At 71.6% G+C, this 15,313-nt stretch carries 11 protein-coding genes and 4 pseudogenes; 4 read left to right on the top strand and 11 right to left on the bottom strand.

All coding sequences use genetic code 11. The features are described 5' to 3' along the window. Positions 1–33: 33 nt before the first annotated feature. The 4 genes and pseudogenes from JIW86_RS38200 to JIW86_RS38215 all read left to right on the top strand — a co-directional run. Positions 34–687 (top strand): annotated as a pseudogene (locus JIW86_RS38200) (NADPH-dependent F420 reductase); the annotation flags it as partial. Between the two features lie 75 nt (positions 688–762). Beyond that, positions 763–891: pseudogene (locus JIW86_RS38205) on the top strand (transposase); the annotation flags it as partial. Between the two features lie 278 nt (positions 892–1,169). After that, positions 1,170–1,403 carry a hypothetical protein gene (locus JIW86_RS41820; RefSeq protein ID WP_322975590.1) on the top strand — a complete coding sequence of 78 codons (234 nt, stop codon included), beginning with the start codon at positions 1,170–1,172 and terminating at the stop codon, positions 1,401–1,403. A gap of 705 nt (positions 1,404–2,108) precedes the next feature. Beyond that, on the top strand, positions 2,109–2,420 hold the full coding sequence (locus tag JIW86_RS38215) for a hypothetical protein (RefSeq protein WP_257558901.1): 312 nt from the start codon (positions 2,109–2,111) through the stop codon (positions 2,418–2,420). Between the two features lie 10 nt (positions 2,421–2,430). Here the strand turns inward: JIW86_RS38215 and JIW86_RS41825 are convergent. From JIW86_RS41825 to JIW86_RS42265, 11 genes and pseudogenes are all read right to left on the bottom strand, one after another. After that, positions 2,431–2,529, bottom strand: a pseudogene (locus tag JIW86_RS41825) (ATP-binding protein); the annotation flags it as partial. Between the two features lie 44 nt (positions 2,530–2,573). Further along, positions 2,574–3,986, bottom strand: a complete 1,413-nt coding sequence (locus tag JIW86_RS38220) for an alpha/beta hydrolase family protein (protein ID WP_257558902.1) — start codon at positions 3,984–3,986, stop codon at positions 2,574–2,576. Positions 3,987–4,075: 89 nt separating this feature from the next. Beyond that, complete coding sequence (locus JIW86_RS38225) at positions 4,076–4,735, bottom strand: TMEM175 family protein (protein WP_257559605.1); 660 nt, start codon at positions 4,733–4,735, stop codon at positions 4,076–4,078. A gap of 369 nt (positions 4,736–5,104) precedes the next feature. Continuing rightward, a complete protein-coding gene (locus tag JIW86_RS38230; protein ID WP_257558903.1) occupies positions 5,105–6,448 on the bottom strand; it encodes an ABC transporter substrate-binding protein in 1,344 nt (447 codons plus the stop codon). 310 nt (positions 6,449–6,758) lie between these two features. Next, positions 6,759–8,009 carry a cytochrome P450 gene (locus tag JIW86_RS38235; protein WP_257558904.1) on the bottom strand — a complete coding sequence of 417 codons (1,251 nt, stop codon included), beginning with the start codon at positions 8,007–8,009 and terminating at the stop codon, positions 6,759–6,761. Positions 8,010–8,054: 45 nt separating this feature from the next. After that, the gene (locus JIW86_RS38240) at positions 8,055–10,829 is read right to left on the bottom strand and encodes an AfsR/SARP family transcriptional regulator (protein ID WP_257558905.1); all 2,775 of its coding nucleotides are present in this window, start codon (positions 10,827–10,829) and stop codon (positions 8,055–8,057) included. Positions 10,830–11,175: 346 nt separating this feature from the next. After that, entirely contained in the window at positions 11,176–11,727 is a 552-nt protein-coding gene (locus JIW86_RS38245; RefSeq protein ID WP_257558907.1) for a hypothetical protein, read from the bottom strand. A 107-nt stretch (positions 11,728–11,834) separates the two neighbouring features. Further along, complete coding sequence (locus JIW86_RS38250; protein WP_257558909.1) at positions 11,835–13,109, bottom strand: MinD/ParA family ATP-binding protein; 1,275 nt, start codon at positions 13,107–13,109, stop codon at positions 11,835–11,837. A gap of 103 nt (positions 13,110–13,212) precedes the next feature. After that, positions 13,213–13,812: a sigma-70 family RNA polymerase sigma factor gene (locus JIW86_RS38255; RefSeq protein WP_257558911.1), complete on the bottom strand. Its 600-nt coding sequence runs from the start codon at positions 13,810–13,812 to the stop codon at positions 13,213–13,215. A gap of 178 nt (positions 13,813–13,990) precedes the next feature. Beyond that, positions 13,991–14,578, bottom strand: a pseudogene (locus JIW86_RS42260) (S8 family serine peptidase); the annotation flags it as partial. Further along, positions 14,494–15,066, bottom strand: coding sequence for a S8 family serine peptidase (locus JIW86_RS42265; protein WP_416237705.1), 573 nt, complete (start codon positions 15,064–15,066; stop codon positions 14,494–14,496). The gene JIW86_RS42265 and the pseudogene JIW86_RS42260, both read right to left, overlap by 85 nt. Positions 15,067–15,313 lie beyond the last annotated feature (247 nt).

Raw genomic sequence — 15,313 nt, forward strand, 5'->3', positions numbered from 1 at the left:
TCTCCGCTCTTCCCACCCCGATACCGCAAGGAGCATCACCACATGACCAACATCGGCATCCTGGGCGCCGGCCGCGTCGGCACCAACCTCGCCGGCAAGCTCTCCGCAGCCGGACACCATGTCACCCTCGGCAGCCGGGACCCCGAAGGCACCACCGCCCGTACCGCCGGACCCGCCCCGCGGATCACCTTCGCCGACCTGCGCACCACCGCCCGCACCACGGACATCGTGATCAACGCGACGCCCGGCGACAGCTCCCTGGACCGCCTCACCGACCTGCGCACCGAACTCGCCGGCAAGATCGTCGTCGACGTCTCCAACGCCACCCGCGACGCCGCTGACGGCCTGCCCGGCGACCTGTGCTATCCCGGCAGCAGCCTCGCCGAGAAGCTCCAGGCCGCGCTCCCCGACACCCATGTGGTCAAGACCCTCAACACCATGCTGTTCATGGTCATGACCGCCCCCGAAACCCTGGCCATCGCACCGACCGCCTATCTCTCGGGCGACGACGAACACGCGAAGAGGACCGTTACCGGCCTGCTCGGCGACCTGGGCTGGCAGCCCGAACGGATCGAGGACCTGGGCGACATCACCACAGCCCGCGCCACCGAGGCCATGATCCTGGTCGTGCCCCACATCCTGCGCCGACACGGCTTCAAGCCCTTCGCCGTCTCCCTCGCCCGCTGACCCACCGAGACCCCGTTCAGACCAGTACCAGTTAGCGGGCTCGTGCGAGGAGGCTGGGGGTGGGGGCTAGGCCGTGTCCTCAACGGCATCTTGTGGAAGCCGTCCACCGGGGCGGCCTGGCGGGATCTGCCGGAACGGCATGGACCGTGGAAGACGGTCCATGAACGGTTCCGCCGCTGGCCGGCGGACGGAACGTGGGACCGACGCCGCCCCGGCTCCGTCGGCCCGTCAGCCAGGGGAACGGTCCGGACGGCAGCCGATCTGTTCTGCGCAGGCCCCGTCTGGGATGCTGAAGGCCAAGCTCGACAGGGGGGCAGCCGGTGTATTCGGAACCTATGGCGCGAGCCGTTGTGGAACCAGCAGTACTCAAGCTGATACGGCAGTACCCCCGTGGCAGGTCGTTCTCCACTACGGTCACATTCGGCGGGGACGACTTCACCATGTGCGCCCACATACGGGCGCAGTGGGCAGCACCCGGGCAGGTGAAGATCGCACTGGCCTGTTGGGTCGTCAACATGGACACCGCGCGCTATCTCGGTGACAACCCGCCTGCCAGAGAGGAGATGCGCCTGCCACCGGAAGGCGCAGCGGAGTGGGACGAGGAACTGACCAGCCGGGTGATCGGCCACCTCGCAGCTCGTATGAACGCTCTTGCCACCGCCCTGCCGACCACCGACGAACACCTCACCATCACCGTGCCTCTCGTCCTGACGTAGTCCGGTTGAAGGGTCGGCCGCACAACGCCCGGGGGGCGCCCCGGCCTAGCCGCACACACCGGTGACCGGAGCCAGCCCGGTCGCTACGTGCATCGACGGCCTGGAGGCCGCTGTAGGCGAGCGCGGCGAGTCAGCGATCGATCAGGCTCCGCGACCTCGCCGGTGCAGCCAGATCGCGATCAGGGCGCGCTGAGCGACGCGGCGCCGGTCTCGTCGTCAGCCAGGACCGTGTCCGCCACAAGGCCCTGCCTGGCGACGTGCTGGAGCCAGGCCCGTCCGGCGGCCCCGAGAACGCTTCCGCCCCGCCCCGTCCTCAATCCGCGGCAAGCACCCGTTCGCGCAGGCCTGCAGGGCCGTTGCGGTAGCAAGGCAGCGGACGCTGCCCGAGCCCGGCAAGATCCGAAAGACACGCCCTCGCCCTGGCCGTGGGTGGTCATTTCGCCGTCGCGAGGGACCGAAGGGCTGCGGTTGGCACGGCGAGGAGCCCGCCGCGTGGCGGCTACGGCGTGGAGTGGGGCGTAACGTACGGGCAGCCCGTCGGGTTGTTCGTGTGTGACGGTTGTGCGAGGGCCGGGGTTGCGCCGGTCGACGTTTCTGCGGGCTACCGCTGCGGCGGCCTTCGGGACAGGCGTGGCCGGGCCTGTTGTCGGCCGGGGCCCCGCCGGTCCCGACCGTGGCGGGCGGGGCGGGTCCGACGGTCTCCACGTGGTGAAGGAAGACGGTTTACGAACGGCACCGGCCGTGGTGGTCGTTCTCCGGCTACACCGGATCCAGCTTCACCAGTCATACGAAGATGGCCGGCGTCGTCTGGGCACCCCGCGACCACGTGATGATGGGGCAGTGTCTCTTCGGAAGGACGAGGGCCCAGGGGGAACGCCGCTGACGGAACAGGTGCTGGCCTGGCTCATCACGTCGCAGGGGCGGGCGACGGCCATCACGGTCGATGCCCAGAGGCATTTCGAGGATGCTGATGGCGCCGACGCCTTCATCCCGCCGGGTGAGGACCCGGTGGCCTGATCGCAGCCGGTCAGGCCACGTCGTCCTCTCGCTCGATGGCCTTGAGGCGGTTCTTCAACCGGTAGCTGGGGCCGCTGACGGAGATCACTTCGCAGTGGTGGAGGAGTCGGTAGGGGCCGGCGGTCAGTGACCACTGGCCGGAGTCGTCTTGCGTCAGCTGCCGGGGAGCTTCTCCTGCAGCCAGTCGAAGACGACATCGCAGTGCTGCTGTGGGGCCATCGGGGAGCAGTGCAGCTGCGCGCCGGTGGCGGTGGTGAGCTTCACGTAGTCCTTGGGAGCCGTCAGTTTGTCGAACATCTGGCGCGGCTGGCCGGGATAGAACTGCTCGTAGTCGTAGTCGAGGACCAGCGTGGGCGCCTTGATGCCGCCGACGACGTTCGTGATGTCCAGCGACTCGATGAGTTTGGCCGGGGTCCAGAAGTCGGTGAACATCTTGCCCTTGCGGGCGTCGAGCATCGCCGGCACGGAAAAGGGCTCGATGCGCTTCTTCAGCGCCGCGGCCGCGTCCGGGGGCAGCTCGGGGACGACCTCCTTGTTCCAGATGGCGTTCGTCTCCTCCTTGTCCGGGGTGACGATCTTCCGGAGCTCCGGAGGAAAGCCGAGCCACGGCGACAAGCAGCCAGGCATCGCCACCAGGGCGGCGATCCTCTTCTCGAAGGCCGCGGCCCGGGGCGCCAGGTTCCCGCCCATGCTCAGCCCGGTCAGGGCGATCTTGTCCGTGTCCACGTCCGGGCGAGCGACCAGCCAGTCGACGAGCGGCGTCACGACGGTCTCCCAGCGCGGTGTGAAGACCACCTGGTCGACGAAGAGCAGCTGCCCCTGGCCGGGCCCGTCGTACACCAGGGCGTTCCAGCCGCGCGTCAGAGCGGCCGAGACGCCGTAGGTCCACATGTCGACGTCCTGCCCGTCGCTGCCGTTCGTCAGGATCACGGTGGGGCGCCGCTCGCCCGAGGTGTCCGGCCGGAAGAACCACACCGGCAGCGGGGTCTTCCCGTACGGGATCTTCGCCGTCACCGGCGCCGGGTCGCACAGCCCGCAGAACGTGTCCCAGGCCCCACGCCCGGCCTTGTACAGCTGCTCCTCGCTGCCCGGGTCGTCGGAGCCGAGGACGAAGAACAGCGCCTGGCCGTAGTACTGCGCGGCCCGCAGGGCGCGGAAGCGCGTGGTCTGCTGGTCGGGCTTGCTGCCCTGGGGCGGCTTCACGAGCTGGTCGCCGAGTTTCCTGAACGTCGCGGTGTACGTCTGGGCCGAGAGGCCGGCCTTGTTGATCGTGTTCACGGCGGTGAGGACCTCGCCCACCTCGGCGGCGCCGAATCCGGAGCCGCCGAGCGCCAGGAGCCCGTTGAAGTTGAAGGCCGGGTCCTTGAAGAGGGTCATCACCCCGGGCGTGGGTCCGCCCGCGGCAGCGGAGGCCGAGTCCGAGGGGGCGGGTGCGGGCGCGTTCGCGGGCGATGCGCCCGACGGCGTGCACCCGGCGGCCAGCACGGCCCCGGCCCCGCCGACGAGCCCGGCGAGGGTGGTGCGGCGGGTGGGGCCGGCGGCGCGATCACTCGGTACGTACGTCATGGCAGCCGAACGTAGGAGCCTCACGTCGGGCCTGCCCGCGCGACACCCGCCGTTCCCCCGAACGGCGCTTCACACGGTGCCTGGATGCCTCAACCGCCCGGAGCGCGATACGGCTGCGCGGTCGCGCGCAGGCGCTTGCCCCGCTGCCCCAGCACCACCTTCACCGGGACCAGTACCGCCCACCACAGCTGCGCGACCGTCGGGGAGACGAAGGCGAGCGGCACGGCCACGGCGAAGACCAGCACCATCGACGCCAGATCGAGCACGTCGTTGCGCGCCACGGGATCGGGCATCGCCGTACTGCTGAGCCACGGGCGCTTCCACAGCACGACCGTCAGCGCGAGCTGTGCGGCCCCGATGGCCGCGACGGCGCCGGAGTAGACCGCCACCGACTGCGGCCGGTCCCCGTACTCGGCCAGCAGGGTGGTGGGGAAGGGCATCAGGGCGATCAGCCCCAGGTTCAGCAGTCCGAGCTTGATGACCGTCCCGTCCACGTCCCGCACGTACCGGAAGACCTGATGGTGGCCCCGCCAGAACGCCGCGATGACCACGAAGCTGAGGGCGTACGCCCACAGGTTGGGCACCACCTCGCCCAGCGCATCTTCGAAACCGGCCGCGTCCAGCCCGGCGGGCAGCGTGATGTCCAGGGCCAGCAGCGTCATCGCGATGGCGAAGACGCCGTCCGACAGCGCGAGGACCCGGGCCGCGCTCCCCTCGTCGTCCCGCACTCGCTGATGGCCGTTCACCAGGCCACCATAGAGTTGAACATCCCGGAATATGCTGATTTCGGCGTGCGTCACGCGACCCGGTCAAGGGGGCTGAGGAACATCCGTGTCAGCTTGACCCGATGCAGGGCCGCCTCGCTGACGGGGTCGCCGTGGTGGGCTGCGAACATGCGGCCCCTGACCTGCCTGCTCGATCTGTGCGCGGTCCTCGGCGGTGAGCTGGTCGAGGTCGGCGGTGACGCGGTCGATGAGCCGGCGGACCCGGCTGATCTCCTCGTCGCTGGGCATGGCCTGGGTGCGTGCCCACTCGTCGGCTTCGAGCCGGTTCGGCCAACGGGAAGAGGGCTGCGCACTCGTAAGCCTTGCGCCGCGGCCACTTCCGCGGCCGCCCCGCTACCTGGTCTTCGCAATGTCCGTGTCGATCTGCTCGGCGGTCCTGCGCAGACCCGCCTGGAGATCTGCCACGTCACCCTTCTCGTGCGCGTATCCGAAGTCCTGCAGAGTGAGCTGGTACTGGCCGCCGTCCGGCTGTGCCTCGACCGAGCCGGACTTGGGGTGCCGGGCGATGTCCAAGAACGTCCGGAACGCGGGGTCGGGGTCCAGCGAGGGCGAGTTCTGCGCCTCGATGGTCGAGGGAACGTTGTGGATGGCGTTGGCGAAAGAGACCACCGCCTCGGTGTCCGTGGTCATGTACCGCACCAGCTCCCACGCGGCCTGCTGCTGCCTGCTGCTCGCCGACAGGCCGATGACGGTGCCGCTCACGTAGCCCTTGCCGTAGTCGGCGGTCTGGTCGTCGGGGACCGGCAGCGCCGCGGTGCCGATCTCGAACTTCACGCCGGCGGCCCTGGCCGCGGCCAGCCGCCACTCGCCGTCCAGCTGCATCGCCACCTGCCCCTGGTGGAAGGGGTGCTCGGCGCCCCACTCGTCACCGAAGGAGGACCGGTACTTCTCCAGGCGCTGGAAGCCGCCGAGGCGGTCGACGAGTTGCTTCTGGAAGGTGTACATCTGCGCGAAGGCCGGGTCCTGGGCAATCGCCGACTTTCCCGCGCCGTCGAAGTACTTCACCGGCCCCCACTGCGCGGCGTAATGCATCGGGGTCGTCTCGTACCCGTGGAAGGTGGGCATGAAGCCCAGCTGCTCGTAGCCGTCGCCCTTCATCCTGGTCAGCTTCTCCGCGACCTCGGCAAACTGGCTCCAGGTCTTCGGCGGCTCGCTGATGCCCGCCGCCTCGAACGCGTCCTTGTTGTAGTACAGGCCGTACGCGTCGCTGAGCAGCGGCAGTGTGCACTGGTTGCCCTGGTACTGGGTGTACCGCAGCATGCTCTGCGGAATCGTCTTCTCCTTGTCCAGGCCCGCCTTCCTGAAGAAGGGGTTGAGGTCGGCGAGGACGCCGGACGCACAGAACCTGCCCACGCTGCCGGTGGAGGAGGACGACACCACGTCCGGCGCCTTGTCGCCGCCGGCCCGCAGCGCCTGGTTCAGCTTGTCGTCGGACATGTTGCCGGTGACCCTGACCTTGATGTCCGGGTGCGCCTTCTCGAACCGGGCGACGTTCTCCCGGACCGCCTTGACCTCCTGCGGCCCGCTCCAGCCGTGCCAGAACTCGATCGTCGTCCGCCCGCCGCGGGCATCCTGGGCGGCCGTGCCGTTCTGACCGGTGCAGGCACTGGTCAGAACGAGCGCGGCGATGGCCGCTATTCCGGTGAGAACTTGACCGAACGGGTGCTTTCCGGGCATGGGCATTTTCTCCTGCAGGCTGTGGGGCGGGTCGATCTTGAAGGTGGGGCAGCACCCTAGCCTCATCACCGACACGCATCATGTCCGGCCTGCGGTTCGGACGGTTCCGGTGCCGCTCAGGGGGAGAGAACGGCACCGGAACGCGCTCCGCGCCTCATCCCGGGGAAGGACGAGGCGCGGAACCCGGCGGCCCGCGCAACTTGGGGAACGGGGTGGCGCGCGGGCCTTCCGGAAGCGCTGCCCGTCACCCACACGGCTGGACGGCGCTTCCGGTCACATCCGGGGAAACGTGCCGTGCCCCTCGTCCGGTTCAGATTCCGCGAACTCGTTTCCCGTAGGCCGCGGACAGCACACGAGGCCCCCAGAACAACCTGGTCGGGCCGGGGCGGAAGCGGTGCATCTCGAAGGTGCCGCAGCGCTCGAGCAGCTCGCGGAAGGCGATGCGCACCTCGAGGCGGGCCAGCGCCGCGCCCGTGCAGAGCGTGGCACCCTCCCCGAAGCCCACGTTGGTGGCGCTGTTCGGGCGCCGCAGGTCGAACCGGTCCGGGGCGTCGAACTGCCGGTGGTCCCGGTTCGCGGCGCCCCGCAGCAGGACCACCCGGGAGCCGGCCGGGATCCGGACCCCGTGCAGCTCGATGTCGTGCGCCGCCTCGCGCAGGTTGTACTGCGTGGTGCTGTAGTGGCGCAGGGTCTCGTCGGCGAGGTTGTTCAGCAGCTCGGGCTCGGCGCGCAGGTCCTCCTGCTGGCCGGGGCTCTCGCACAGCGCCCGCATGGCGTTGGCGATCAGGTTGGTGACGTTCTCGAAACCGGCCACCAGCAGGGTGAAGGCAAGGGAGAACAGCTCGTCCTCGGTGAGCCGCTCGCCGTCCTCCTCGGCCACCTGCACGAGGTCGCTGATCAGTCCGGGCGGGAGCGGCCGGCCACGCCGCAGCAGACTGCGGCGCTCGCCGATCAGTGCGGTGAAGAAGCCCTCGAACGCGCCGCTCCCGTCGACCGCCAGCATCTTCTCCGCGTCGGTGGGGAAGGGGTCGGCGACCGGCAGCACCTTGTGGGTCCAACCGAGGAACGGAGACCGGTCCTCCGGCGCGAGGCCGAGGAACTCGCAGATGACGAGGAACGGCAGGGGATGGGCCAGGGCCGGGATCAGGTCGAGCACGCCACCCGCAGGGTCCAGCTCCGCCCGGTCCAGCAGCTGCGCACAGATCCCCTCGATCCTGGGGATCATCTCTTCCACGCGCCCACGGGTGAAGGTGCGTACGATCAGGCGCTTGAGCCGGCCGTGGTCGGGGTCGTCGATGACGAACAGGCTGGACCCGAGGATCCGGTACAGCGCGGTGCCGCGGAACTGCTCGAACCCGCCCGATAGCGAGCTGCCCCGGATCAGCTTCGTCCGGTCGCGGCCCAGGGTGGCGATGTCCTCGTACCGGGACAGGAAGAACATCCCGGTCTGCGGGCTGAAATGGACGGGACTGTGCTCGCGGAGTTCCCGGTAGGAGGGATACGGGTCGTCCATGACGCCCGGGGCGAACGGGTTGAACCCGTCTGGGTGCAGGCTCCTCATACCCGGGGAAACGAGCCCTGGAGCACCCGGGTTCACACGGCTCGCTCAGAGCGGATCCTGCGCACCCTCTTCTATTCGGCCGCGCAGACGCTCCGCCGCGTGCCGCTTCTCCTCCGCCTCCGCCCGCAGGCCGAGCCTCTCCAGCACCTCCGCCAGGTGCTCGAGCACACTCATCTCGCCGGCGACGAACTTCTCCGTACGGGCCGCGACGAGACCTTCCTCCAGCAGCTGCAGGGCCGCCCACGGGTCCCCGGTCCGGCACAGCGCCACCCCCTGCACGTCACACAGCAGCACCTCCATCAGACCCCGCGCCCCGGGCATCAGCCGGGCCCGCTCGGCGTGGATCAGGGCCCGGTCGGGAAGGTCCTGCTCCAGGTACAACCGCGCCATGTGGTGCAGGGCGAGCGCCGCCGTGCCGTAGTCCCGGATGTCCTCGGAGACCCGCGCCGCCTCCTCGTACACCGCCACCGCGTTCTCGTACGTCCCGCACGCGGCATGGGCCAGCCCGAGATTGATCAGTGCCTGTGCCAGATCGCAATCGTCGCCCGTCCCTACGGCGAGCTCCCGCGAGCGCTCCAGGAGCGGGATCGCGTCCTCGGCCCGGCCCGCCTCGACGGTGGCCCAGCCCAGCAGGTTCGCAACCCGGGTCTCCGCCCTCGGATCACGAGCCGCCCGGGCCGCGCGCAGGCCGTGGGTCACCACCGGAATCCAGTTGCGGTGGCTCTGCCACGTCAGCAGCGGCCACACCAGCACGGTCAGGCGCCAGGCCCGGTCCGCCTCACCCGCACGGGTGGCCGCCTCGATCGCCGCACACAGGTTGCCCGACTCGGTCGCGTACCAGTGGAGCACCGCGCGCCGGTCGTCGAGCCGGGGCACGGCCTCCGGCCTCTCGCACCATTCGGGCAGATCGCAGCAGGGCCGGCCGGACGGGTCGTAGATCCGGGAGGCCGCGTACGCCGTGTGCACGTAGAAGTCGAGCAGACCGCGCAGCCGATCGCCGCGCCCCTCCGCCGCGTACTCGCGGGAGAACAGATGGACGAGGTCGTGGCAGGAGTAGCGGCCGACCGAACGCTCCTCGATCAGGTGGGCGCTCGCCAGTACGCCCAGCGCCCGGCGGGACGTGGCGAGCGGTATCCGGCACGCGGCCGCGATGGCATGGGCGGTGAAATCGCTGCCGGGCACCACGCTGAGCGCTGCGAAGACCGCCTGCGCCTCTTCGTCGAGCGCGCGGACGCTCAGGGCCAGGGCCGCGGTGATGTCGGCGTCCTCGATCGAGAGCGCCGCGAGCCGCTGCTGTTCGTCGCCGAGCTCGTCGGCGACCGATCGCAGCGACCAGCGGGGATGCGCCGACAGCCGGGCGGAGGTGATCCGCAGCGCGAGCGGCAGGCCGCTGCACAGCCGGATCAGTTCCGAGGCGGCCTCGGGCTCCCGGGCGATGCGGTCGTTGCCCAGCGCGGCCCGGAGCAGGGCCAGGCCGTCCTCCTCGTCGAGCAGTCCGACCGGCACCAGGGCCGCGCCGTCGAGGGCGAGCAGGCCGTCCAGCCGGAGCCGGCTGGTGACGATGGTCGACGACCCGCCGCCGGCCGTCAGCAACGGGCGGACCTGCGCGGATTCGCGGGCGTCGTCCAGCAGGATCAGCAGCCGGCGCTGCGCCAGCATCGAGCGGTACAGGGCCTGCGCGGCGGCCGGGTCCTCGGGAATGGAGTGCTGCGGCACGCCCAGCGCCGACAGGAACCCGCTGATCACCAGGGAGGGATCCACCGGCGTCGATCCGTCGAAGCCGTGGAGATCGGCGAACAGCTGCCCGTCCGGGTAGTCGCCGGCGTGCGCGTGGGCCCAGCGCAGGGCGAGGGAGGTCTTGCCGACCCCGGCTTGGCCGACGACCAGGGCGAGCCCCGCCGAGTCCGGAGCCAGCGCCCGCTCCACGGAACGGAATTCGTCCTCCCGCCCGATGAACCCGGCCGGGGTGCGGGGGAGCTGGGCCGGGTGGACCCGTACGGGGGCGGACGGCGTCCGGGGCGCGGGCCCGGACCGGGGCGATGCCGGCCCGGTGGGCTGGAGGGGCACGACCGTCGGCGGCCGCCTCTCCGGACCGGGGGGCATCCTGCCGAGCAGGTCGGTGAACACCGCCTGGAGTTGTGGACCCGGTACGACGCCGAGGTCCGCTTTCAGCAGCTCGCGCGTCGCGTGGTAGAGGTGCAGCGCTTCGGACTGCCTGCCCTCCTGCTGGTGGCAGAGCATGAGCAGCCGCACCAGGGATTCGCGCAGAGGGTTCTCCTCCACCGCCTCGGCCAGCCGTGCCACGGCCAGTTCGCCCCGCCCGGTGCGCAGCAGCCGCTCACCCAGCAACTCCACGGCGTGCAGCCGCGTCTGCTCCAGGCGGGTCCCCGCACCCCCGCGCAGCGATTCCGACTCGCAGTCCTCCAGGGTCGGACCGCGCCACAGTCCCAGGGCCGAGTCCAGCAGGCGGATGCCCTCCTCGTCCGACGCCTCCTGGGATGCCGCCACCAGGTCCTGCATGTGGTGCACGTCCACCTGGGTCCGGTCCGCCATCAGCGCGTAGCCGGGGGCCTTGGTCACGAGCGTGATCGTGTCGTCGAAACAGCTGCGCAGAGTGGCGACATGCCCCTGGAGCGCCGCCTTGGCGCTGGGCGGCGGCGCCTCGTCCCAGACCAGGTCGAGCAACCGTTCCACCGGCACGACCCGGTTGAGGTTGAGAGCGAGAGCGGCCAGTACGGCCCTGCGCCTGGCGCCGCCGAGGGGCACGGAGTCACCGCTGTCGGAGCGCAGCTCCGACGGCCCAAGGAGCAGCAATCTCATGTTCCCCACCCTTACCAGCCGATGCGCGAAGCGCATGGAACCAACCCGGGCGTGCGGTACTTGCGGTGCTCGGGTGTCTCGGGGTGGTGCGGGCGGCAGCGACTGGAGCGGTCACGGTACCGGTTCGGCAAGGTTCAGGCCAGTGGCCGAAACCGCTGATTCTGAGCCAAATCGCCCCGAGGTTGACTCGAGGCTAGCCCATTTCGGACGCACGTCCCGCTGCGCCCTCCGGTTCGATCGACTTCAACGATGGCAGATGAATTCCAGTGGTATTCGAGGTGTCGCCAAGTGCTCTTACAGGTGAACCTCCGTGGTGTCGCATCAGGTCGGATCCGCATGACGGGAATCACCAAGGGCTGCTGCCGGTGGTCGGCCCGTGGGATGAGGTGCGGGCGGGCGAAGCGGCGGGGGGCGCGGTGAAGGAGGGGCCGGCCGACGACGAACTGGTGGGGGAATGGCCGGGGCCGGCGGACGTGCGGTGGGCGGGTCCGCCGGACGAGGACTGGGTGGCCGCCCGGGCCGGGGCGTCGAGAGCGCGGCCGGCGTCGCGGGGACGCTCCGCCGGCTCGCCGGTCCGCTCCAGGCGCAGCACCAGATTGCGTTCGTGCTGGTTCCGGGGCCAATCCACGTCCTTGCTGTGGATGGTCTGCGTACGGACTCCGTCCACGGTTTCCCAGCGGCTCCTGACCGCACGGACGTTGGGCCGCCAGGTGCCCTGGTACTGGTGCTCCAGCTCCAGGTGCCAGCTCCGGGCCTCGATGTGGCGGACCACACCCAACGTCCCCGGGATCTCGATCCGGGCCCCGCCCGCGCCGGACACGGCGACCACGGCGCGCTGGGGCCAGTCGGCGTCAACGCCGATGACGGTTATCCGGCAGGGGCCCTCGTACCAGGCCATTGATTTCCTCCAGTTGGGTCCGGGTCGCGGGGGAGCGGTCAGGAGCGGTCGGGAGCGGGCCGGGCCCGCCGCCCTCATGTCGGGTATCGGTGCCGGAGGGGCGGTGCTCACCGGTTGAACTCCTGCGCCACCACGGCCGCCAGCTCGTAGTACGCCGCCCTGGTACGGCCGCGCATCTGCTCGGGGTCGACTTCGCCGCCGAGGGCGAGGTGGTCGTCGTAGGGCACCGTGACCACGGCCCGGCAGCGCTGCCGGAAGTGGGAGACGACGTCGTCGACGCGGATCAGTCGGCTGGAGGAGGACCGTACGCCCGAGACGACGGTCACCGCGTGCCGCGCCTTGTCCTGGAAGCCGTGGGCGCCCAGCCAGTCGAAGGTGATGCCGGCGCTGTTGGCGCCGTCGACGCTCGGTGTGGCGACGACGACCAGCTGGTCGGTCAGGTCCAGGATGCCGCGCATGGCGCTGTGCAGCAGGCCGGTGCCGGAGTCGGTGAGGACGATCGGGTACTGGCCGCTGAGCAGTTCGACGACCTGCCGGTAGTCCCCGTCGTCGAACGTCCGGGAGACCGCCGGGCCGGAGTCGTTGGCGAGGACCTCCAGACCGCTGGGCGCCCGGGAGGTGAACGCCCGGATGTCCATGTAGGTGTGCAGGTCGGGCATGGCTGTCACCAGGTCGCGAATGGTGGCACCGGTCTGCCGGCGCACCCGGCGGCCCAGCGTTCCGTGGTCCGGGTTCGCGTCGATGGCGATGACCCGGTCGGTCCGCTCGTGCGCCAGGACCGCGCCGAGGCCCATCGTGGTGGTGGTCTTGCTGACCCCGCCCTTGAGGCTGATCACCGCGATGCGGTGGCTGCGCCTGAGAGGGGTGCGGATGGAATCGGTGAATCCGGCCGGTCCGCGATGCCGGCCGACACGGAACATCCGGCGGGGCGTACGGCGGACCAGGCGCTCGGCGGAGAGCTCGGAACCCGCCGCCCAGCCCAGGGGCTGCGACGGCGCGGTGACGGTCTCGGGTGCGGGAAGGGCGACCGGCGGAGCCTGGGCGGGGGCCTGCGTGCGCGGGGCCGGGGCCGGTCCGGGTGCCGGCTCTGACGGCTGGTCGGGTTCGGCGGGTTGGCCGGGCTGGTCCTGCTGGTCGGGCTGGTCGCGCTCGGTGGCCGGAGCGGGTGTCTCTGCGCACGCGGGATCCGGCTCGGGCAGTGCCGTCGCGGGGGGCGGGTCCGCTTCCAGCAGATCCCGTAGGCTCCTGACCGGTTTGGGCGGCCCAAGTGTGCCGCTGCCCGCCTGATCGCCGCCGTCCGGCCATGTGGTGGGGCCGTAGTCGGGGGCCTCCGCCCAGTGCCCGGGCTCGTTCATGCCGTTTCTGTCTACGACGATGGTCACCTCGGTCGTCCCCTCCCAGTGTCCCGGCCGTGGTCGTCCAGGGGAACGCGACCGGGTCCGGGGCCGGTTCACGTGCAGGGCGCGTAGCGCGGGGCCGGGTGGCTCACACCGGGGCGAAGCCGTGCCGCTCCAGCAATGGGCGGCAAGCCCGTACGGCGTAGAAATTGCGGGACTTGACGGTGCCCGGCGGGACGCCGAGCACGGCCGCCGCATCGGCGGTCGAGCGGTCGTTCAGGTGCAGCTCCACCAGCACCTCCCGGTGGTGCGGGGGCAGTTTGGCGAGGACGCCGCGGATGTCGTGGGCGACCACGACCTCCTCGTACGGGTCGTGCGCGGCCGCACGCTCCTCCGGACTCTCGTCGCCGAACTCCTTGGCGCGGGCGGCCTGCATCCGGAAGTAGTCGATGGCGATCCGGCGGGCGACGGTGTAGAGCCACGGCCGGCTGTGCTCCGGTCCGCGGGTCAGCGACTCGGGGTGCTGCCAGGCGCGCAGAAACGTTTCCTGAAGCATGTCCTCGGCCTTGCCCCGGTCGCCGCTCGTCAGCCGCAGCAGCGCGCGGAGCAGGTACGGGGCGTGCAGACGGTAGAGCTCGGCCAGTGTGTCGCGGTCCAGGGTGGGGCGGCCGCCGTTGCAGTCCGCGCCGTCCCCCACGGCCGTGGTGGCCGCCGTGTCCCCGTCCGTGCTGTGCCGATCCATTCCCATCCCGACGGTTCCTCCCGCATTGAGCCGCCAGCCTCTTCACGCCGACGACAGCGCCAACCGACGGTCCCGAGCGGGGCGTTCGGCCTTGACAGAGGTGAGAGTCCCAGCCGTGCCCAACGCCTCACCAACGAATCGCCAACGATCCCCGTCGTGCGCGGTGCAGGCCGCGAACGGGCGGCTAGGGCTCCGAACCGCGGTTGCCGTCCGCCGCCGGGGCCCGGTACCGGCCCGGCCGCCAGCCCCGCCGCCGCCCGCCGGGCACCACCACGGCGGCGCCGGCCATCCCCAGCCCCACCGCGAACGCCGCCGCGGTCACCAGCCAGGCCGGCCCGGCCGCCGACGGCCCGGGGGCGGGCGGCATCACCACGCCGGGAGCCGACGCCCGGGCGCGGCCGGGCAGGCCCGGCGCCCCGCCCTGCTGCTCCTCGGGGAGCACCGCCGTAACGGCGGCCACCGGGTCCACGGGCCCGTACCCCTGGAGCGGGTCCGGCAGCCGGCCGCCCGGCCCGGACGCGGTCGCCCGCAGCCGGTGCGCGAGCGCCTCACCACTGAGTTCCGGCCGGTAGCCGAGCACCAGCGCCGCGGTTCCGGCCACCAGCGCAGCCGCGTAACTCGGCCCGGAGGCGGTGAAATGGCCCTTGCCGCCCGGCCCGGGGCCCATCACCGCCTCACCCGGTGCCGTCAGGTCCACCCGGCCCCCGGCCGCCTGCTTGGCCGGTATCCCGCCGGGGCCCGTCGCCGCGACCGACAGCACCTGCGGATGGGCCGCCGGGAAGGCGGCCCCCCGGCCTCCCCGTCGGGGGCCGCCGGGGCGATCACGACCGCGCCCTTGGACACGGCGTACCGGACGGCGTCCGCCAGCGCCTGGCTGTCGGAGCCCGCCACCGCCATCACGGCGATCACCCGTGCGCCGCCGTCGGCGGCCACCCGGATGCCCGCAGCCAGCAGATCGGGGGTGGTGCTCCCGCGCCGGTCGGTGACCGGGACGTCCAGGACCCGGGCGCGGGGGGCGAGACCGGCGAAGCCCGACCCCGGGGTCCGCGCCGCCGCGATCAGCCCCGCCGTGAACGTGCCGTGCCCGGCGCAGTCCACTGCCGGACCGCCGTCGAACTGGCGTGGCGCCCGGCTCAGTCGGCTGCCCAGCAGGCCGGAGGAGTCGTCCACACCCGAGCCGACCACCGCCACGGTCACCCCGGCGCCCTCGGTAAGCGGCCAGACCGTGTCCGGGCGCAGATGCGCCTGCGGCCACGGCATCCGGTTGACGGTACGGTCCGACGCCTTCCGGCACTCGTCGCCGGTGAGCCGCTGCGTGAGGCCGGGCAACGACGTAGGCTCCGAACTCGCCCCGGCCGAGGCCGAGGCGGTGGGCGTCCCCGGGCCAGGGGCGGTCGGCGCCGAGGGCGCGGCGACAGCGGCCACCGTGGCCGGAGGGCCCACTGCCAGAGCCCCGCACACCAGTGCTGCCGCCACCGCGGCGCCGACCCGGCCGCCGCCGGTCACG

It is taken from the genome of Streptomyces sp. NBC_00162 (assembly GCF_024611995.1).
In the GTDB taxonomy this organism is placed as follows: domain Bacteria; phylum Actinomycetota; class Actinomycetes; order Streptomycetales; family Streptomycetaceae; genus Streptomyces.